The organism is Bacillus vallismortis (genome assembly GCF_004116955.1).
GTDB classification, from domain to species: Bacteria; Bacillota; Bacilli; order Bacillales; family Bacillaceae; genus Bacillus; species Bacillus vallismortis.
Map to the genome: position 1 here is coordinate 1272896 of NZ_CP026362.1, position 19135 is coordinate 1292030.

The following is a 19135-nucleotide window of genomic DNA, read 5'->3' on the forward strand; positions in this document are numbered from 1 at the left end:
TGGGAGAATCCACATATGAAAATCAAAGCGACAATTGAACGGGTACCTGGCGGAATGATGATTATTCCGCTGTTCCTGGGAGCGGCACTCAACACGTTTGCGCCGGGAACAGCGGAGTTCTTTGGAGGATTTACGGGTGCTTTGATTACCGGAACGCTGCCGATACTGGGTGTTTTTATCTTTTGTGTTGGAGCGACGATTGATTTTCGCTCATCAGGCTATATTGCAAGGAAAGGAATCACATTATTGTTGGGGAAGATCGGATTTGCGGCGCTGCTTGGTGTGATCGCAGCACAATTTATTCCTGATGATGGCATACAATCCGGTTTTTTCGCGGGGCTTTCTGTTTTAGCCATTGTCGCGGTAATGAATGAAACGAACGGCGGCCTGTATTTGGCGCTTATGAACCATATGGGAAGAAAAGAGGATGCGGGCGCTTTCGCGTTTATCAGTACAGAATCAGGGCCTTTTATGACTATGGTGACGTTTGGTGTAACAGGGCTTGCCGCATTCCCGTGGGAAACGCTGGCAGCTACAGTCATCCCGTTTTTACTCGGCTGTATACTTGGAAATCTTGATCATGATCTCAGAGACTTATTCAGCAAGGTTGTGCCGGCGATCATCCCGTTTTTTGCCTTTTCGCTCGGCAATACTTTGAATTTTGGAATGCTGATCCAATCAGGGCTGCTTGGAATTTTTATCGGTGTTTCTGTCGTCATTTTATCGGGCAGCTCCTTGTATTTGCTTGATCGTTTTGTCGCGCGGGGAGACGGTGTCGCGGGCGTGGCGGCTTCTTCTACGGCGGGTGCGGCAGTAGCCGTTCCGTACGCATTAGCAGAAGCGAATGCTTCGTTTGCGCCAGTTGCTGAATCAGCAACTGCAATCATAGCGACAAGTGTCATTGTCACCTCTCTGCTTACCCCATTGGCAACAGTGTGGGTGGATAAAAAAATCAATAAAAAAAAGCGGAAAACCCCACCGCCAAAAAATCAAATGACGATCAACTGAACAAAGAAGGCTGCCGAAAAAATACCGGCAGCCTCTTATCCAAACAATTTGACTTTCATACACCCTTCCATTAGCCTGTAATGGAACGGCTAGAATAGGGAGGGAATGGATATGGAGATACATACATATGAAAGGGAATTTTTTGAACTTTTAAAAAGGATCTCACATTACAGTGAAGCGGTTGCGTTAATGCATTGGGACGCCAGAACTGGTGCGCCCAAAAACGGCTCAGAAGATCGTGCCGAAAGCATCGGCCAGCTTTCAACTGATATTTTTAATATCCAGACATCAGATCGAATGAAGGCGCTTATCGATGCCCTGTATGAACGATTTGATGACTTGTCAGATGATACGAAAAAGGCAGTGGAGCTGGCGAAAAAAGAGTATGAAGAGAATAAAAAAATCCCTGAGGCTGAATACAAGGAATACGTCATTCTGTGTTCAAAGGCAGAAACCGCGTGGGAGGAAGCGAAAGGAAAATCTGATTTCAGCTTGTTTTCCCCTTATTTAGAGCAGCTGATTGAATTCAATAAACGGTTTATTACGTATTGGGGTTATCAAGAGCATCCTTATGATGCATTGCTTGATTTGTTTGAGCCGGGTGTTACGGTAAAGGTGCTTGATCAGCTGTTTGCTGAGCTCAAGGAAGCGATTATTCCTCTTGTTAAACAAGTGACAGCTTCCGGAAATAAACCGGATACAAGCTTTATTACAAAAGCGTTTCCTAAAGAAAAGCAAAAAGAGCTCAGTTTGTATTTTTTACAGGAGCTTGGCTATGATTTTGATGGGGGAAGGCTTGATGAAACGGTTCATCCGTTTGCGACCACGATGAACCGCGGAGACGTTCGGGTTACGACGAGATATGATGAAAAAGATTTTCGCACAGCGATTTTTGGAACCATTCATGAGTGCGGTCACGCCATATATGAGCAAAATATTGACGAAGCACTGAGCGGTACGAACTTGTCAGACGGCGCATCAATGGGAATCCATGAATCTCAATCATTATTTTATGAGAATTTTATCGGCCGCAACAAGCACTTTTGGACACCGTACTACCAAAAGATTCAAGCGGCATCACCTGAACAGTTCAAGGACATTTCCCTGGATGATTTTGTCCGGGCAATCAATGAATCAAAACCTTCATTCATCAGGGTAGAAGCGGATGAATTGACGTATCCTCTCCATATTATCATCCGCTATGAAATAGAAAAAGCGATTTTCAGCAATGAAGTGTCTGTGGAAGAACTGCCGGCGCTTTGGAATCAAAAATATGAAGATTATTTGGGGATTACACCGCAGACGGACGCAGAAGGAATTTTACAGGACGTCCATTGGGCAGGAGGCGATTTTGGCTACTTCCCATCCTACGCGCTCGGCTACATGTATGCGGCTCAGCTGAAACAAAAAATGCTGGAGGATCTTCCTGAATTTGACACTCTCTTGGAAAGAGGAGAATTCCATCCGATAAAACAATGGCTGACGGAAAAGGTGCATATTCACGGAAAACGGAAAAAGCCGTTAGAGATTATTAAAGATGCAACAGGGGAAGAACTGAATGTACGCTATTTAATTGACTATTTGTCAAACAAATATTCAAATCTCTATCTTTCCTAATCAAAAGCCTGGCAGCGCGGCTGTCAGGCTTTTTTATGGCCGGAAAAACATAAAAGACGAATGATTAACTTATAAACAAAAATAAAGTTCGGAAATTTTGTTTTTTATCTATGCAAGAGATTAGAATCTTGATATAATTTATGACAATATCATAGGAACACTCATATAATCGCGTGGATATGGCACGCAAGTTTCTACCGGGCACCGTAAATGTCCGACTATGAGTGAGCAATGAGACCGCATGTGTACGGTTTTTTGTTATTTCAGCATTGCTTGCTCTTTTTTTGAGCGGGCGATGCTTTTTTTATTCTCATAACGGAGGTAAGCAGGATGGAAGCACTGAAACGGAAAATAGAAGAAGAAGGCGTCGTATTATCTGATCAGGTATTGAAAGTGGATTCTTTTTTAAATCATCAAATTGACCCGTTGCTTATGCAGAAAATCGGTGCCGAATTTGCCGCCAGATTTGCAAAAGACGGGATTACCAAAATTGTGACAATCGAATCATCCGGAATCGCTCCCGCTGTGATGACGGGCTTGCAGCTGGGTGTCCCGGTTGTCTTCGCCAGAAAGCATCAATCTTTAACACTTACCGATAACCTGCTGACAGCGTCAGTTTATTCCTTTACAAAGCAAACAGAAAGCCAAATCGCTGTGTCGGGAACCCACTTGTCAGATCAAGATCATGTGCTGATTATCGATGATTTCCTGGCAAATGGACAAGCGGCGTACGGGCTCGTGTCGATCGTGAAGCAGGCGGGAGCTTCTATAGCGGGGCTGGGCATTGTGATTGAAAAATCTTTTCAGCCGGGAAGAGATGAACTGATGAAGCTAGGGTACCGGGTGGAATCTTTGGCGCGAATTCAATCCTTAGAAGAAGGAAAAGTATCTTTCGTACAGGAGGTTCGTTCATGAAAAACGGATTCGGCAAAACGCTGTCTTTAGGGATTCAGCATGTGCTAGCCATGTATGCCGGTGCCATTGTCGTTCCGCTGATTGTCGGAAACGCAATGGGGCTGACTGTCGAACAGCTGACTTATTTAGTGTCGATTGATATTTTTATGTGCGGTGTGGCTACACTTCTTCAAGTGTGGAGCAACCGATTTTTCGGGATCGGGCTTCCGGTTGTGCTTGGCTGTACATTTACGGCCGTATCGCCGATGATTGCAATTGGATCCGAATATGGGGTTTCAGCGGTTTACGGAAGCATTATTGCTTCAGGTATTCTTGTCATTCTGATTTCATTTTTCTTTGGAAAGCTCGTCTCCTTTTTTCCGCCGGTCGTGACAGGTTCGGTTGTTACCATTATCGGTATCACACTTATGCCGGTAGCCATGAATAACATGGCAGGCGGAGAAGGAAGTAAAGATTTTGGAGATCTTTCCAATCTTGCGCTCGCTTTTATCGTTTTGGGCATCATTGTGCTTTTATACCGTTTTACGAAAGGGTTTATCAAATCGATTTCGATTTTGATCGGTATTTTGATTGGGACTTTCATCGCTTCTTTTATGGGAAAAGTTCAATTTGATAATGTGTCGGACGCTGCGGTTGTTCAACTGATCCAGCCGTTTTATTTCGGAGCGCCGTCTTTTCACGCAGCGCCTATCATTACAATGACCATCGTGGCGATTGTCAGCCTTGTAGAATCAACTGGTGTCTACTTTGCCTTAGGTGACCTGACGAACCGCCGTCTGACAGAGAAAGATTTGTCTAAAGGCTATCGTGCCGAAGGGCTGGCTGTGCTGCTAGGCGGTATTTTTAACGCTTTTCCTTACACGGCATTTTCTCAAAATGTCGGGCTTGTACAGCTCACAGGAATCAAGAAAAATGCCGTCATTGTGGTCACAGGTGTGATCTTAATGGCATTCGGGCTATTTCCGAAGATCGCTGCTTTCACGACCATTATTCCGCCTGCTGTTCTGGGCGGGGCAATGGTGGCGATGTTTGGGATGGTAATCGCTTACGGCATCAAAATGCTCAGCCGCATTGATTTTGCAAAACAGGAAAACCTGCTCATTGTTGCCTGCTCAGTGGGTCTGGGCCTCGGCGTGACAGTTGTGCCGGATATTTTTAAGCAGCTTCCGAGCGCCTTAACACTGCTTACAACCAACGGCATTGTTGCTGGCAGCTTTATTGCAGTCGTCTTAAATATTGTATATAACGTATTTTCTAAAGCCAAAAAAACCGAACAAAAAGCTGATATCACGAAACAAAAGACAGCAGTCTAAACTCCGCCTTGGCGGAGTTTTTGCATATAAAAGTGTTCGTTGCGGCACAATGTATGCAAAGAGGTGATCGCATGGCGTTTATTTTATCCATCGGAACAAGTCTTCCTGCGTATGATGTAAACCAAGAGAAAGCGGCTGAGTTCGCCCGCTATATGTTTCAGCATTCCTTTAAAGATATTGACCGGCTGTTAACCTCCTTTAAAAACGGGCACATTCAATCGAGACAATTTGTTAAGCCAATTGAATGGTATAAAGAGGGTCACAGCTTTGAAGAGAAAAATAAACTATACATAGAAGAAACGCTTAACCACAGCAGAGAGGCTGTTCGCGAGTGCCTCTCTCATCCTGAATTTTTCCAAGACGCCATCCCTTATGAGAAAGTGGACGCTGTTTTTTTCGTCTCCAGTACGGGCCTTTCCACCCCGAGCATCGAGGCGCGGCTCATGAATGAACTCCCGTTTTCTCCATATACGAAGCGGATTCCGCTATGGGGTCTCGGCTGTGCAGGAGGAGCCAGCGGACTTGCGCGCGCTGTTGAATACTGCAAAGCGTACCCTGAGGCTTTCGTGCTCGTCATTGCTGCTGAATTGTGCAGCTTGACATTCCAGCCGGAAGATAAAACGAAAAGCAATCTGATCGGCACTTCGCTTTTTGGAGACGGCATTGCCGCAGCATTATTATGCGGAGAAAAGGCGGACCGCAGGATGTCGAAACTGAAGTTTGTGCCGAAGATAACGGATTCCCAATCTGTTTTGATGAAACAATCAGAAGATGTCATGGGCTGGGACTTTACTGATCAAGGATTCAAAGCCATTTTCTCAAGAGATATACCGACTTTGGTAGAAAAATGGCTCAAATCACATGTACAGGTTTTTTTGGACAAACATCAGCTGTCATTCAGTGATATCAGCGTATTTTTAGCACATCCAGGCGGAAAAAAGGTGATTGATGCATATATCAAAAGTCTCGAACTCTCAACAGAAAAGCTTTCCTCAGCGCAAAGTATATTGCAAAAGCACGGAAATATGTCTTCAGCCACAATATTGTATGTGATCAAAGACCATCTGCTGAACGGCGATAAAAAGGAAGCAGAACGGGGAATGATTGGCGCATTAGGCCCGGGATTTTCTTCAGAGCTACTGTTATTCAGCTGGGGAAGGGTGGCTTGACGTATGTTTTGGTTGTTAATCGTCATTCTCATGACTCAAAGACTGGCAGAAATGGCAGTAGCCAGACAAAACGAACAAAAGGTAAAGAAACAAGGGGCGATCGAATTCGGTGAGAGCCACTATCCGTATATCATCATCATGCATATTCTATTTTTTCTGTCTTTCATTGCGGAAGTGCTGCTGCTGAACAAACAGCCGTCAAGCTGGTGGTTCGGCATCGCTGCGGCTATTTTAAGCGTGCAGGCAGTGCGGTATTGGGCACTTTGCTCATTAGGCGCACATTGGAATACGAAAATTCTTGTCATTCCGGGTGCAGAGCTTGTAAAAAAAGGCCCTTATAAATGGATAAATCATCCAAACTATACCGTTGTTATATTAGAAATCTTATTGATCCCGCTTCTGTATCAAGCCTACGTCACCATGTGTCTATTTTCCATTTTCAATGCCGTGCTGTTAACCGTCAGAATCCGTGCAGAAGACAAGGCACTATAGGATCACCTCGTAAAATAGAGATTGAAAATCATTCTCATCCATGTTACAATATAAGTGAAAAAGATTCTCAATCAGGATGGTGAAGCGAATGACAATGCTATTTTTGCTTGGGGCGGTTTGTACATATAGTGTATTAATTGGTTTTGTATTAAAAGGAATCTCTAATAAATCTGTTTCATGAATCTGGAACTTGTCAAAGTTGCAGATTTTCTTTATAGAAGCTGCCGTAATGGCGGCTTTTTTCTATTCTTTTAGAGAAATTTGATCCATTCTTGTGTAAAATGAAAGGGGATGTATTCAGATCTTTCAAAAAAGATTCACAATTGAAACGGCACAAAGGGGTTCATACTGATGACAGAACATAACAGAAAAGAGCTTTTGCATAAAACCGGGGAACTATATAAGGAATTCATCGAAAATCAAGATGAACAAAGAGCTGCCAAACTTGCTGCTGTCATGAACAAAGCGGCTGATGAAGAGGTTTATATCGCGTTTACCGGGCATTATTCAGCGGGGAAATCATCACTGCTGAACTGCCTGTTAATGGAGAATATTTTACCGACAAGCCCGATCCCGACAAGCGCTAACCTTGTTGTGATCAGAAACGGGGAAAAGCGTGTTCGGCTTCATACAACAGACGGAGCATGCGCTGAGCTAGAGGGGGCTTATCGGAAAGACAAGGTGCAGCAATACTGCAAAGACGGGGAACAGATTGAAAGCGTTGAAATCTATGATCGATATACTGAAATGGATACGGGAGTTGCGTACATTGACACCCCTGGGATTGACTCAACAGATGATGCGCATTTTCTGTCGGCGGCGTCTATTCTCCACCAGGCGGACGCGCTGTTTTATGTCGTTCACTATAATCACGTGCACGCTGAGGAGAATGTAAAGTTTCTCAGGTCAATTAAAGAAAGTATTCCTAATGTGTATTTTATCGTCAATCAAATTGACCGCCATGATGAGTCGGAAACACGTTTTGAAGATTATAAAGCGCAGGTTGAGGAGATGCTTTGCAGTGAAGGCTTTTCGAAGGACGCACTCTATTTTACGTCAGTGACAGAACCGAACCACCCGTTCAATCAGATTGGCGTCCTGAGAGATGAATTAAAAGGAATAGTACAGCAATCCAAGAACAGCCTCCAGCCTTTAACAGAACAAAAAGTCCGCCATCTGCTGAAGGAACATACGGAGATGCTTTTGAAAGATGAAACAGGTGGAACCAGCTATGCTGAACAGCTTATCACGCAAACTGAACTGGTCCAATCGCTGCGTGATCAACGAGATGAGATGACAAAGAAAGCGACTGAGGCAGAAAACAGGATGCAGGAAGAAGTCAATCGCATTTTAAAAAATGCCAACCTGACGCCTTTTGAAATGCGTGAGCTGGCAGCTGAATTCCTCGAATCGCAAGAGCCTTCTTTTAAAACCGGTTTTTTCTTTTCGAAAGGAAAAACTGCACAGGAAAGAGATAGAAGAAGAAATGCTTTTTTCTCAGATGTGAAAAAACGAACAGAGGCCGAAGCGGATTGGCACATAATAGACACGTTTCATAAACTCGCCAAGGCATTTGATGTTCATACAGCTGAAAGTGAAAAGCTGATTCAGGCCTATCGCACTCCGCTTAAAATTGACATTATTGAGCTTGCTGTCAAGCATGGTGCAGCATTTTCTTCTGAATATGTATTGCAATATACAAAAGATTTGGCAGAGCTGATTCGCAAAGAGGCGAAAAGAGAAGCGGCAGACATCATAAAGGCGATTTCTGCGATGGTGAAAGAGAGTGTCACTAAAGACATGCAAACGGTCAATGAACGACTCATTCAGGAATCAGAAAAACTAGCCATTCTCCAAGAACAGGCCGGCTTAGAGAATAATGCCCGCGAAAAAGCTGATCGCATATGGGCCATTTGGGAAGACGAATCCGCATGCCCAAGGAATATAGAAACCGACTGGTTTAAAACGAAGAAAAAAACAGTGGCGGCGCCAGAACAGATACGAAACCAAAGCCATCAGACACGGCAGCGAAATATAAAACCAGAAATAATGGAGCAAGAACGGCCGCTTCAAGACCAGATCAAGCGCTTTCGTATATTGTCTGATCTTTTAGGCGAATATAACATGCTGTCAAAACAAACCTCAGCCTTTCAGCAAAGGATTAACAGGCTCGAGGAACGGAAATTTACACTCGCGCTTTTCGGAGGCTTTAGTTCAGGGAAATCATCATTTGCCAATGCGCTTGTCGGTGAAAGGGTGCTTCCGTCCTCACCAACGCCAACCACAGCCACCATTAACAAGATTACAAAACCAACCAATGGCAGCATCAATAAAACAGCGGATGTGGTCTTTAAGACGGAGGATGACATAACGGCTGAGATTTTACAGCTTACCGGAATAAAAGAAGAGCCCACGGGCCGTTCTTTTACAGAGAAGTGGGAAAAGGCGATCAAAAAAAGCCGGCTGCAGGAAGAACACGTGAAATTAATCAGCAATTTCCTGCTTGCATATGAAAAGGTTCAGCCATATATACAGGAACAAAAGACATTAACGATACCGCTGTCTGACTTAAAACCGTATGTAGCAGAGGAAGCAACGGCCTGCGCTGTAAAAGAGGTAACGGTCTATTATACATGCCCGCTCACTGAAAAAGGGATTACGATCGTTGATACGCCCGGCGCGAGCAGCATGAACAAACGGCATACAGAGCTGGCGTTCCAATATATGAAAGATGCCGATGCGTTTTTTTATATGACCTATTATCAGCATTCCTTCTCGAAAGGAGACCGTTCATTTTTGCGAAAGCTCGGGCTGGTAAAAGAATCGCTCAGTATGGATAAAATGTTTTTCGTCATTAATGCGGCAGACCTTGCGAAAGATAAAACAGAGCTTGAAACAGTGACCGATTATGTCAGCGCAGAGCTTGTAAAAGAAGGGATTCATGAACCGCAGCTCTTTACTGTATCAAGTAAAGAGGAACTGCTCGGCAAACCGGAATCATTTTATAACCAGTTCCCGAAAGTAAGAAAACACTTAGATCGCTTTATTGAAGTGGATGTTAAAAAAGCGTCTGCCGCACAGCTCAGTTCGGAAGCAAACAAACTATGCGAAACTGTTTTCCAGCTTCACCGATCCCAGCATCAGTCCGAAGAAGAAAAGGAAGCGCAGAAACAGCGCCTTATGCAATCATTTGCGCGGACAGCAGCCGAAATCGAGAAACGGCGAAGCTCAGAAACCATCATTGAGAAAGCAAAAAAAGACACAAAAGAACAGCTATATCACATTACACAGCGCTTATCCTTTTTTGCGAATGATTTACTAAAATCGGCATTTTATCCAGGGCTTCAGAATGGAGATTGGAAAAAGAACGTCGCTAAGGCGATGAAAACCGCAGTGCATGAATATCAATTCGAATATGTCCAGGAAATCAAAACGCTTGATGTTCGCATGAGCGGTTTTATTGAACGGCATATCGCGGAAGAATGGCTGGAAAGCTTTCAAAAAATATTAAACGAGGACGGTTACTTTTCCATTTATGCGGGTGATCTGCATTCTAACGGTATACAACTGAAGGAAGTTGAACCGGATTTAGATGAACGCGTCTTCGAGCAGGAACAAAAAGAAATCAAATCACCAAAACACTTTTTTGAACAGAAAGGAAAAGCGGCCTTCATCGAGGCTGTGCGGATGAAACTTAATAAAATCACAGAGCATTGGGTGACAAAGGAAGAAGAAAGCCTTATTTCTCATTACACAAATCACCTCAGGCGCTTGCAGGAAGAGATGGCTGACAAAGCAATGGAACAAATAAAGGACCAGAAAGATACGTATATAGAAGGATATGCGGAAGGGGAACATGCGAAAGAGATTGAAAAAGCATACCAAGCATGCATCTCCTGGCAAAGATCAGGCCATATAATAAAAATGTAAAATTCAGTTGGCTTGTATTTCAAGTCATGATAGACTAAATAGAAAAAAGCGAGATGAACGATTCATGTCAGAGGTACATAAAGCAATTTCAGCACATTCATCAAAACAGCATGAGCATATCAAAGCATTTATGCGTCTTGAAAACATGCGTGAAATGGCCATTGAAGAAGCGGTTTCAAAATGCAAAAACGATGAGCCATTTACGACAGATGCGATTAATGGAATTACCGAGCAAATGAATCAGCTTGCCAAACAAGGCATCGTGCCGACAAGACGCCATGTATCAAAAGAAATGGTCAGAGAATACGTAAACCGTATGTAAGCTGGATGATCCTGTCGCGAGTGAATCCTCAGCGGAAGCATATACTATATGTATCCGACGTAAGGGGGGATTCATGTTGGGCAGAACAAAGCTGGGCAACAGAAACGCACAGGCCAATAACAATGCCAAAAAGAAAAATGGATTTCAAACGCATTTTGACTCTTACGCAGGACGGGAAGCTGAAAAGCTGATCGCCAGCAATAAAAGACACAATGACTGATGATACACAAAACAGTATCTCTCATCAAAGAGATGCTGTTTTTTATTTTTGCGCTGCTTTATGGTAAAATAGAAGGAATGAAAGAAAAAGGAGTTATCTGATGAATAATAATAAATTATTGCTTGTTGATGGCATGGCTCTGTTATTTCGGGCGTTTTTTGCCACGGCTGTGCATCGCAACTTTATGATAAATGATAGCGGGGTGCCGACGAACGGCGTCAACGGATTTTTAAAGCATTTGATCACAGCTGTTGAAACATTCCAGCCGACACACGTCGTTTGCTGCTGGGACATGGGAAGCAAAACATACCGAAATGACCTGTTCGAAGATTATAAGGCGAACCGCAGCGCACCGCCTGTGGAGCTGATTCCGCAGTTTGATCTGGCAAAGGAAGCGGCCGCTGAGCTTGGGATTATGAATATCGGCTTTGCCGGATATGAAGCGGATGATTGTATCGGAACTCTTGCCGCTTTGTTTGCAAATGAAGCTGATATTACGATCGTAACAGGAGACCGCGATTTACTTCAGCTGTTAACGGATGAAGTGAGTGTGGCCCTCCTCCAAAAAGGAATTGGAAATTATAAAGTCTATACAAAAGAGAACTTTTACGAAGAAACAGGCGTCCTGCCGAAAGCTTTGATTGATATTAAAGCGCTAATGGGTGATTCGAGTGATAACTATCCCGGCGTTAAAGGAATTGGAGAAAAAACAGCTTATAAACTGATTCGTGAATACGAATCGATTGATCGTTTATTAGAGAATCTGTCTCTTCTTCCGAAGGGGCAGCAAGGGAAGATTCAGCAAGGTTTGAGCGATTTGGAGATGTCGAAAAAGCTTGCGGAAATTCATTGCTCGGTGCCGCTGGCATGTACGCTTAAAGACACTTTATTTACTCTGAAAATGGAGCAGGCGGCTGACATGCTGCGCCGCCACCAAATTAAAGGAATTGAACGTATGCTTGAAAAGCTGAACGCTAGAGAGATCGTTTAGACCTTCCCTAGCGTTTTGTATTGCTTTTTTTTGCTCTTTCCTCAAGCTCTGTTTTAGGGTCTGTATGCGTGTTGCCTTCTAAATCGCCTTGAGGAGTTACACCGCCGGTCAGCCGGCCTTTATCTTTCTTTTTCATGTTTATTCACCTCATCATTAGAATGAACCAATGACCGTGATTTAATTCTTATCATTCAGCCGAATCGCTTCTTTTGCAAGCTGATCGGCTTTTTGGTTTTGTTTTCCCGGTATCCATTTGATGAAAAAGAGAGGAAAGGCCGCTTTTAACCGGATGATTTCTTCCACATATGGGTGAAACATTTTGTTTTTTACCATTTCAAGCTCAGCGGCTCGTTCCACAATATCTGAATCGGTGCGAAAGGAAACAGATTGATACCCGCGCTTTGCACATAGCTTCATGCCTTCAATTAATGCACGAAATTCCGCTTCCTGATTTGTATGCATTCCGATTGGAATAGAAAAAGACTCTGCTTGTCCTTCATGTTTGATAAAAATGCCGATGCCGGAAGGTCCGGGATTACCGGCACTTGCGCCGTCTACATATATTTCTGTAGGCATTATGAACCCCTTTCGTCATTCGGTATCATTTTTTTTGCTGCATAGGCATAAGGCAATGAAATCAAAGATACCGCAAACTTAATCAAATATGTAGAAATAAAAATATGAAGCCAAACGCCTGCAGGATAAATGCCGAAAAAAGCGACTCCAGTAAATATAAATGTATCAAACAGCTGGCTGACAGCTGTACTGCCGCCGTTTCTGAGCCACAAAAGTCGATCAGAAGGAAATATCCTTCTAATTGACGAATATACATAAACATCCAGCGTTTGGCTGAAGATAAAGGCAAGCAAACTTCCTAACGCAACGCGCGGAAGAAATCCGAAAATCGTTTCAAGTGCTGTTTGCGATATGTCGCTGGAAGCCGGTTCGAAAAGCAGCACGCCCTGCATGACAAATGTCAGCGTCAAAAGCGTTGAGAATCCGAGCCATACCGCTTTTTTGGCTTCAGCCGGACCGTATTTCTCATTGAGCACATCTGTCGCAAAAAAGATGGTGCCATACATTACATTTCCGAGCGTTGCTGTTAAGCCAAACAGTTCTACTGTTTTGACGACTTGAAGGTTTGCGCAGACTGTAGCAAATCCAATCCATACAAACAGTCCCATTTTGCCAAATCCTTTATAAAATAAAAGAACAATGATAAAATGAATGATCGCAAAAATGATCCAAAATGAGTTGTTAAACAAAATGAAAAAGCTTCCTTTCCGGGATAAGATTGGTTTGATTATAGCACAAGCCCGGCAACTAATGAATGGTAAGGTGATCATAATGAAGCTCAGACCGCATTTGAAAATAGAAGCAAAAGGGACGGGATCCGTTTCGTTTATAGCCGAAGATTGGCTGACTGCTCAACAGGCGCGTATGCTCGCCAGAGAACTAGGCCGTTTTCCATACATGAAAGAGCTCGAGTTCGAAGACGAAAAAGGCGGCAGCTGGACGCTAAAGGAATTGGAAAAGCTAACAGAGGAGCTAGCTCAAGAGCCTGATGACGTAACTGTTTATTTTGACGGCAGTTTCGATAAGGAGAGCGAACTGGCGGGACTCGGAATCGTCATTTATTATTCATTAGGAGGAATCCGGCATCGCTTGAGAAAAAATAAAAGCTTCCGGTTGAAAACCAATAATGAAGCTGAATACGCGGCGCTGTATGAAGCAATAAGAGAAGTAAGAGAGCTTGGAGCAAGCAGAAATTCAATTACGATCAAAGGGGACTCGCTTGTCGTGCTGAATCAGCTTGACGGCAGCTGGCCTTGCTATGATCCGTCTCATAATGAATGGCTGGACAAAATAGAAGCACTTCTCGAATCGCTGAAGCTTACTCCAACTTACGAAACCATACAGCGGAAAGACAACCAGGAAGCCGACAGCCTCGCTAAAAAAATTCTATCCCATCAATTCGTAGAAAGCCATACGAAATTAGACCGTAACGGAGATGACGATATTGGATAAGAAAATGATCTTTAAAGAACTGACAGAACTTCAAGATGAATATTGCAAGGATTGTTTTATCAAGAAACAGTTCCGCAAAGATTTTGGCAAAACTTACGCACATTCATTTTGTATCACTAAATGTACGGTTGGTGAAAAGCTGAAAGCCTACGGCGATGTCTTAACCAATCATTAAAGAATAAAACCGCAGAATCTGCGGTTTTATTCTTTGAATTCATCCAGCTGATGCTCGCTATCATCCAGAAGCTGCTGTTGCTGCTCTACAAATTGAGGATCATCGAGGGTGGTCAGTTCTTCTGATTGTGACAGTTCTCTTGCATCCTCAATGGCTTGGTATGCGGCATCGGCTAATGTTGTGCTTTGGCCTCTTGTCGCAGCTCCTGTCGTTTTCTGCGCTGTTTCCACGGCTAGTTCCAGCTGACGCTTATCCGTAAAGCCAGTCTGCTCCTCTTCATGAAATTCTGATGTCATAAAAAACACCTCCGCAACTATTTTGCAGAGGTTTTTTGAAATTTATGTACAAAAATAGAAAATAAAATAGAAAATAAGCCGATATAACTATTGAACCAGAATAGATAGGACTGTTTTACTATTTGAGGTATTGGCAGAGAAGGGGAACGCAGTTATGGATGATAAAGACTTGAGGTCGATCCTTCACAAAACATTTATAGAAATATACAGTGATTTAGAAGAACTCGCGGATATCGCGAAAAAAGGGAAGCCTTCAATGGAAAAGCATGTCGAAGAGATTGAACAGAGGTGCAAGCAAAATATTTTGGCCATTGAAATTCAGATGAAAATCAAATAGGAGAGGCAAATGCCTCTCCTCTATTTGTCATCATGTATTGAGTTTAGAGTTTTACAACATTAGAAGCTTGAGGTCCACGATTACCTTCGACAATTTCAAAAGAAACTTCTTGTCCTTCTTCTAATGATTTGTATCCGTCTCCTTCGATAGCTGTGAAGTGAACAAATACATCGTCTCCGCCTTCAACTTCAATGAAGCCGAATCCTTTTTCGTTGTTGAACCATTTTACTTTACCGTTTTGCATATTGCTTAATTCCTCCTAGTACTGTAGCACCTGTGTGCTAAAAAAAATTTTTGTCACCATTTAACTTTGATTCATTGTTAAATGATGGTTCAACTATACACCATCTGGGAGCACTCGTCAAGTTGCGAAACGGTTTATTTTTAAAAAGAAGGGCAAGTTTTACAGAAAAATGTAACCGTTTTTATTAGTAGTTAAAAACAAATAAAAAGAGCACACGATTTTCGTATGCTCTCTATAAACATGTTACGATAGCGCTTTTGCTCTTTGCTGAGCTGCCAACATCATCTCTGATTCCTTCAGGATATCCTCTAAAATCACTTCGGAAGAGTTTGCTAAATGAAGGTCCTTAATGTTTTTCTTCATGCGCTGTAAGGTCTCTTCATCTGCGAGAAGGGAAGTGACTGATTCGAGAATCTCTTCATGACGGTTGACGACGATGGCAGCGCCGCGATCTTCAAAGAAGTTCGCATTTTCTTTTTCCTGGCCGGGCACGGGTTTGTACAGAATGACAGGCACACCGATGGCGGTCGCTTCTGTCAAAGTAATGCCGCCAGGTTTTGTAATCATGCAGTCTGTGATCCGGAACAGCTCATCAATGCGCTCCACATAGCCAAGAACTTTTAATTTGTCCCCGTTTTCTGCTTCAAGCGTGCTTAAAGATTCTTTTAAGGCTGTATTTTTCCCGCACACGACAACCACTTGCACATGATCATCATTAACAAGGTTTTCACACAGCTCTTTTACGTTCTTTAAGACACCGTGGGCGCCTGCCATGATCATAAGCACTTTTTTGTTGGGTGAAAGATTGTACTTTTGATATATCGGCTCCACAGGCAGGGATTCTTCAAATTGCGGCCTAATTGGAATTCCGGTGATTTTTACGTTGCTTGGATGAGTGCCGATCTCCAGCAGTTTTTCCTTTACATAATCTGTCGCCACATAATACTTATCCACGTTTTCATGAACCCAAATTTTGTGAAGGCAAAAATCGGTCATCACGTTGAAGGTAGGAATGACTCTTCCTGTTCGGCGTCTGTATTCCGGCACGACGATCATCGGAAATGTATTAATAATAATATCGGGCTGATGTTCATCGACAAGTTCGCCCAATCGTTTATTCCCCATTTTAAAGTAAATATTAAATTTACGTTTATTATAGATTTTGTCAACTCCGTAATAAAACAAACGATAAAACTGTTTCCCGATTGAGAAGCTTTTTAAATAAAGGTACTGAGTTACCTCTGAAACAATCGGATTTGACTCTTGATACAAATTAGAAACTGTTACATGCTGAAAGCCGAGCCGAACACATTGCTCATAAAGCGTTTTGGCTACCTGCACATGCCCATTTCCGTAATTTGCAGTCAAAATTAATACTCTTTTATTGGTATTCAAGTAAATTCACCTCAATGTAATCAACAACAAGCAAGCTTCATGCATCGTAAGGAGTTATTGTCTATACATAAACATAACACAAATACATAATCGAATTATTAATGCAGTGAAAAAATTAAGCTAATTTTAAAAGATTTGGATTCCAGTATTTTAAATTTTTGTTATACGCAGACTTAATCAGATGTATTTTATCATATTTTTTGCTCAGCGTATCACTAAAATAGAAAAATCAGTCCCATTCATAAGGAGTTTCTTGGTAAACGTAATAATTTAGCCAGTTCATAAACAATAGTGTCGCATGCGCTTTCCAGCGATTTACTGGCTCTTTGCTGTCTTCTGCGAAATAATGTTTAGGCGCCTCGACACCAGAAAGGTTGCGTTCCAGATCTCTTTCGTATTCTTGAAGAAGCGTATTTGTATCATATTCAGGGTGCCCTGTTAAAAAGACTTGTTTTTCGTCTTTTGACACAATTAAGCATACCCCAGCTTCCTTTGATGCGGTAAGAATATTTAACTCGGACACTGCTTGAAGCTGTTCCATATTTATATCTGTATGCCGGGAATGCGGCACGTAGTATAGCTCGTCAAAACCTCTTACCAATCTTTCATGTTTTGAAAGAACTGTATGTTCGAACACACCGAAGATTTTTTTCGGCATTTCCACTTTTTCCACACCATAATGGTAATACAATCCTGCTTGAGCACCCCAGCAAATATGCAAGGTTGAAGTGACATTCGTTTTGCTCCACTCCATGATCTCTTTGAGCTCTTCCCAATATGAAACATCTTCAAACGCCAAATGCTCGATCGGCGCACCGGTGATAATCATGCCGTCAAACTTCTTATGACGGATATTGGAAAAAGTCGTATAAAATTCGTCAAGGTGTTCTCTTGCAGTATTTTTCGGCGTGTGTGTGCTTGGGATTAAGAAAGTAAAATGAACCTGTAAAGGCGAATTTCCAAGCAATCTGAGAAGCTGAGTCTCTGTCTGGATTTTTTTCGGCATCAAATTCAATATAATAATTTTTTGCGGCCGGATATCCTGATGAAATGCTCTGCTTTCATCCATTACAAATATATGTTCACTCTCAAGCACCTGTTTTGCCGGCAGGTGTGTTGGTATATTAATAGGCAACGTGCCACCTCCATCATTTCCCCGTGTAATTTTCTTCATTATAGGAATTTTCACGCCAATTTTCAATCTATCTATAAGTGTTGAAGGGGAAACAATAGAAAACTCTTTAAATAAAACGCATAAATACGCCTTTTGGTTTCACTGGAAAATGCTTTTCAGATGTTTTATTCCAGAAGGGAACAGTCCTGTTTTATAGAATGGTTAAGATAACAAAAGGAGTCACGCATCCTAATGGAAAAGAACAGGCGGGCTTTCATATATAGCAGTCTTTTTGAGCATCAGCCAGTTCTATGCATGATGCAGCAGGCATATCAGGTTTAGTTGACTCTGTTCTTATAAGTTCTGATAAAGGAAGTTTATTGTGAATTGAGATGTAAAAAAGGTAAAATAATCAGCAGCAAGGACATAGGAGGGGCTTACATGTCTATATATCATATGAAGGTACGTACAATAACTGGGAAAGAAATGACACTTCAGCCTTTTGCCGGAAAGGTATTGATGATCGTGAATACAGCAAGCAAATGCGGATTTACGCCGCAATTGAAACAGCTTCAGGAGTTATATGATACATATCAGCAGGAGGGGCTGGAAATCTTAGGATTCCCCTGCAATCAATTTATGAGCCAGGAGCCTGGTGATGAAGCAGATATACAAGAATTTTGCGAAACGAATTATGGCGTTACGTTTCCTATGTTTTCAAAAGTGGAAGTGAACGGAAAAAACGCCCATCCGCTGTTTGTATATTTGGCAGAGCATGCGAAAGGCATGCTGGGAACAAAAGCAATCAAGTGGAATTTTACGAAATTTGTAGTGGACGAAAATGGAGAAGTCGTTGGCCGCTATTCTCCAAATACAAATCCGAAAGAGCTGGAAGACGTGATCGTGAGGCTATTAGGACAATAATGAGGGTGTTTGTATGAAGGGATTGAAGCGAATAGAACAAATCAGGGCAGGGGTCCAATCTGTCCTAAACGGCGAAAGCTCTGGACATGATTGGCATCATGTATCAAGGGTTACAGAGCTTGCTATGTATATTGGAGAAAAGGAACATACGGATTTATTCATAGTGGAGACGGCGGCTTTGGTTCATGATGTAATTGATGCCAAGCTGCCTGATACGATCAGGCTTTCAGTAAGCGAAGTATATGATCAGCTCGTTTTTTTCGGAGTTGGAAAAGAGGATGCTGATAGAGTGATTCGCATTATCACAAGCATGTCCTTTCGAGACAGGGATAAGCTGGCGGGAGAGCCACTTTCCATCGAGGGAAAAGCCGTACAAGATGCTGACAGGCTTGATGCCATCGGCGCTATAGGAATTGCCAGAGCTTTTATGTTTGCGGGCGCAAAAGGGCACAGCCTTTATGGAAATGATCAAAGCGCCTACGCTCATTTTTTTCATAAGCTGCTGCGGCTGAAAGATATGATGAATACAGACACCGCTCAGGAACTGGCGCAAGAAAGGCACGATTTCATGCTTCGGTTTGTCCGCCAATTAGAAAAAGACATGCCCGGGATTGAAGTCAAAACGTCGTAATAGAAGGCTTAGGG

23 protein-coding genes, 1 pseudogene and 1 riboswitch are annotated in these 19135 nt (G+C 42.7%); of the genes and pseudogenes, 16 read left to right on the forward strand and 8 right to left on the reverse strand.

What is annotated here, in order from left to right:
* Window positions 1-15: 15 nt before the first annotated feature.
* The 11 genes from kdgT (at window position 16) to exnP (ending at window position 11977) form a co-directional block, all read left to right on the forward strand.
* Window positions 16-1008, forward strand: coding sequence for a 2-keto-3-deoxygluconate transporter (gene kdgT, locus BV11031_RS06970; RefSeq protein WP_100740092.1), 993 nt, complete (start codon window positions 16-18; stop codon window positions 1006-1008).
* 111 nt (window positions 1009-1119) lie between these two features.
* Entirely contained in the window at window positions 1120-2625 is a 1506-nt protein-coding gene (gene ypwA / locus BV11031_RS06975; protein ID WP_129550711.1) for a carboxypeptidase, read from the forward strand.
* A gap of 141 nt (window positions 2626-2766) precedes the next feature.
* A riboswitch (purine riboswitch) is annotated at window positions 2767-2866 on the forward strand.
* Window positions 2867-2955: 89 nt separating this feature from the next.
* Entirely contained in the window at window positions 2956-3540 is a 585-nt protein-coding gene (gene xpt, locus BV11031_RS06980) for a xanthine phosphoribosyltransferase (RefSeq protein WP_010327943.1), read from the forward strand.
* A complete protein-coding gene (gene pbuX / locus BV11031_RS06985; protein WP_010327944.1) occupies window positions 3537-4853 on the forward strand; it encodes a xanthine permease PbuX in 1317 nt (438 codons plus the stop codon). The genes xpt and pbuX overlap by 4 nt, the downstream gene beginning before the upstream one ends.
* Window positions 4854-4924: 71 nt before the next feature.
* Window positions 4925-6022 (forward strand): type III polyketide synthase, encoded by a 1098-nt coding sequence (locus BV11031_RS06990; protein ID WP_010327945.1) that lies wholly within the window; start codon window positions 4925-4927, stop codon window positions 6020-6022.
* A gap of 3 nt (window positions 6023-6025) precedes the next feature.
* On the forward strand, window positions 6026-6514 hold the full coding sequence (locus tag BV11031_RS06995) for an isoprenylcysteine carboxyl methyltransferase family protein (protein ID WP_010327946.1): 489 nt from the start codon (window positions 6026-6028) through the stop codon (window positions 6512-6514).
* 88 nt (window positions 6515-6602) lie between these two features.
* A complete protein-coding gene (gene fbpC / locus BV11031_RS07000) occupies window positions 6603-6695 on the forward strand; it encodes a Fur-regulated basic protein FbpC (RefSeq protein WP_100740084.1) in 93 nt (30 codons plus the stop codon).
* 170 nt (window positions 6696-6865) lie between these two features.
* On the forward strand, window positions 6866-10444 hold the full coding sequence (gene dynA, locus BV11031_RS07005) for a dynamin GTPase (protein WP_010327947.1): 3579 nt from the start codon (window positions 6866-6868) through the stop codon (window positions 10442-10444).
* A 64-nt stretch (window positions 10445-10508) separates the two neighbouring features.
* Window positions 10509-10766, forward strand: a complete 258-nt coding sequence (locus BV11031_RS07010; RefSeq protein ID WP_010327948.1) for a YpbS family protein — start codon at window positions 10509-10511, stop codon at window positions 10764-10766.
* A 73-nt stretch (window positions 10767-10839) separates the two neighbouring features.
* Complete coding sequence (locus BV11031_RS07015) at window positions 10840-10986, forward strand: hypothetical protein (protein WP_003230761.1); 147 nt, start codon at window positions 10840-10842, stop codon at window positions 10984-10986.
* A gap of 100 nt (window positions 10987-11086) precedes the next feature.
* Window positions 11087-11977, forward strand: a complete 891-nt coding sequence (gene exnP / locus BV11031_RS07020; protein WP_010327949.1) for a 5'-3' exonuclease ExnP — start codon at window positions 11087-11089, stop codon at window positions 11975-11977.
* A 7-nt stretch (window positions 11978-11984) separates the two neighbouring features.
* Here exnP and sspL read toward each other — a convergent pair whose 3' ends face one another.
* From sspL to BV11031_RS07035, 3 genes are read right to left on the reverse strand one after another with little or no spacing between them, the layout of a single operon-like run.
* Window positions 11985-12113, reverse strand: a complete 129-nt coding sequence (sspL, locus tag BV11031_RS07025) for a small, acid-soluble spore protein L (protein WP_010327950.1) — start codon at window positions 12111-12113, stop codon at window positions 11985-11987.
* A gap of 41 nt (window positions 12114-12154) precedes the next feature.
* Window positions 12155-12553 carry a reverse transcriptase-like protein gene (locus BV11031_RS07030; RefSeq protein ID WP_010327951.1) on the reverse strand — a complete coding sequence of 133 codons (399 nt, stop codon included), beginning with the start codon at window positions 12551-12553 and terminating at the stop codon, window positions 12155-12157.
* Window positions 12553-13242, reverse strand: a complete 690-nt coding sequence (locus BV11031_RS07035) for a queuosine precursor transporter (RefSeq protein ID WP_010327952.1) — start codon at window positions 13240-13242, stop codon at window positions 12553-12555. The genes BV11031_RS07030 and BV11031_RS07035 overlap by 1 nt, the downstream gene beginning before the upstream one ends.
* An 82-nt stretch (window positions 13243-13324) precedes the next feature.
* Between BV11031_RS07035 and BV11031_RS07040 the strand changes: the two genes are divergently transcribed.
* On the forward strand, window positions 13325-14005 hold the full coding sequence (locus tag BV11031_RS07040; RefSeq protein ID WP_010327953.1) for a ribonuclease H family protein: 681 nt from the start codon (window positions 13325-13327) through the stop codon (window positions 14003-14005).
* The gene (locus BV11031_RS07045) at window positions 13998-14180 is read left to right on the forward strand and encodes a zinc-finger domain-containing protein (RefSeq protein ID WP_039074238.1); all 183 of its coding nucleotides are present in this window, start codon (window positions 13998-14000) and stop codon (window positions 14178-14180) included. The genes BV11031_RS07040 and BV11031_RS07045 overlap by 8 nt, the downstream gene beginning before the upstream one ends.
* A gap of 26 nt (window positions 14181-14206) precedes the next feature.
* Here the strand turns inward: BV11031_RS07045 and BV11031_RS07050 are convergent, their stop codons facing one another.
* A complete protein-coding gene (locus tag BV11031_RS07050; protein ID WP_010327955.1) occupies window positions 14207-14476 on the reverse strand; it encodes a DUF2564 family protein in 270 nt (89 codons plus the stop codon).
* Between the two features lie 154 nt (window positions 14477-14630).
* Here BV11031_RS07050 and degR point away from each other — a divergent pair, with 154 nt between their 5' ends.
* Window positions 14631-14813: a transcriptional regulator DegR gene (gene degR / locus BV11031_RS07055; RefSeq protein WP_010327956.1), complete on the forward strand. Its 183-nt coding sequence runs from the start codon at window positions 14631-14633 to the stop codon at window positions 14811-14813.
* A gap of 43 nt (window positions 14814-14856) precedes the next feature.
* Here the strand turns inward: degR and cspD are convergent, their stop codons facing one another.
* The 4 genes and pseudogenes from cspD to metA all read right to left on the reverse strand — a co-directional run bounded on the left by cspD (window position 14857) and on the right by metA (window position 17587).
* Entirely contained in the window at window positions 14857-15057 is a 201-nt protein-coding gene (gene cspD / locus BV11031_RS07060; protein ID WP_003230776.1) for a cold-shock protein CspD, read from the reverse strand.
* A 15-nt stretch (window positions 15058-15072) separates the two neighbouring features.
* A pseudogene (locus tag BV11031_RS07065) lies at window positions 15073-15220 on the reverse strand (hypothetical protein); the annotation flags it as partial.
* A gap of 80 nt (window positions 15221-15300) precedes the next feature.
* Window positions 15301-16452, reverse strand: a complete 1152-nt coding sequence (locus BV11031_RS07070; RefSeq protein WP_010327957.1) for a diglucosyl diacylglycerol synthase — start codon at window positions 16450-16452, stop codon at window positions 15301-15303.
* Window positions 16453-16681: 229 nt separating this feature from the next.
* Window positions 16682-17587: a homoserine O-acetyltransferase MetA gene (gene metA / locus BV11031_RS07075; RefSeq protein ID WP_010327958.1), complete on the reverse strand. Its 906-nt coding sequence runs from the start codon at window positions 17585-17587 to the stop codon at window positions 16682-16684.
* A 420-nt stretch (window positions 17588-18007) separates the two neighbouring features.
* On the opposite strand from metA, the gene BV11031_RS07080 reads away from it, so the two are divergent.
* Both BV11031_RS07080 and BV11031_RS07085 read left to right on the forward strand, forming a co-directional pair.
* The gene (locus tag BV11031_RS07080) at window positions 18008-18490 is read left to right on the forward strand and encodes a glutathione peroxidase (RefSeq protein WP_010327960.1); all 483 of its coding nucleotides are present in this window, start codon (window positions 18008-18010) and stop codon (window positions 18488-18490) included.
* Window positions 18491-18503: 13 nt separating this feature from the next.
* On the forward strand, window positions 18504-19121 hold the full coding sequence (locus tag BV11031_RS07085; RefSeq protein ID WP_010327961.1) for an HD domain-containing protein: 618 nt from the start codon (window positions 18504-18506) through the stop codon (window positions 19119-19121).
* Window positions 19122-19135: the final 14 nt, after the last annotated feature.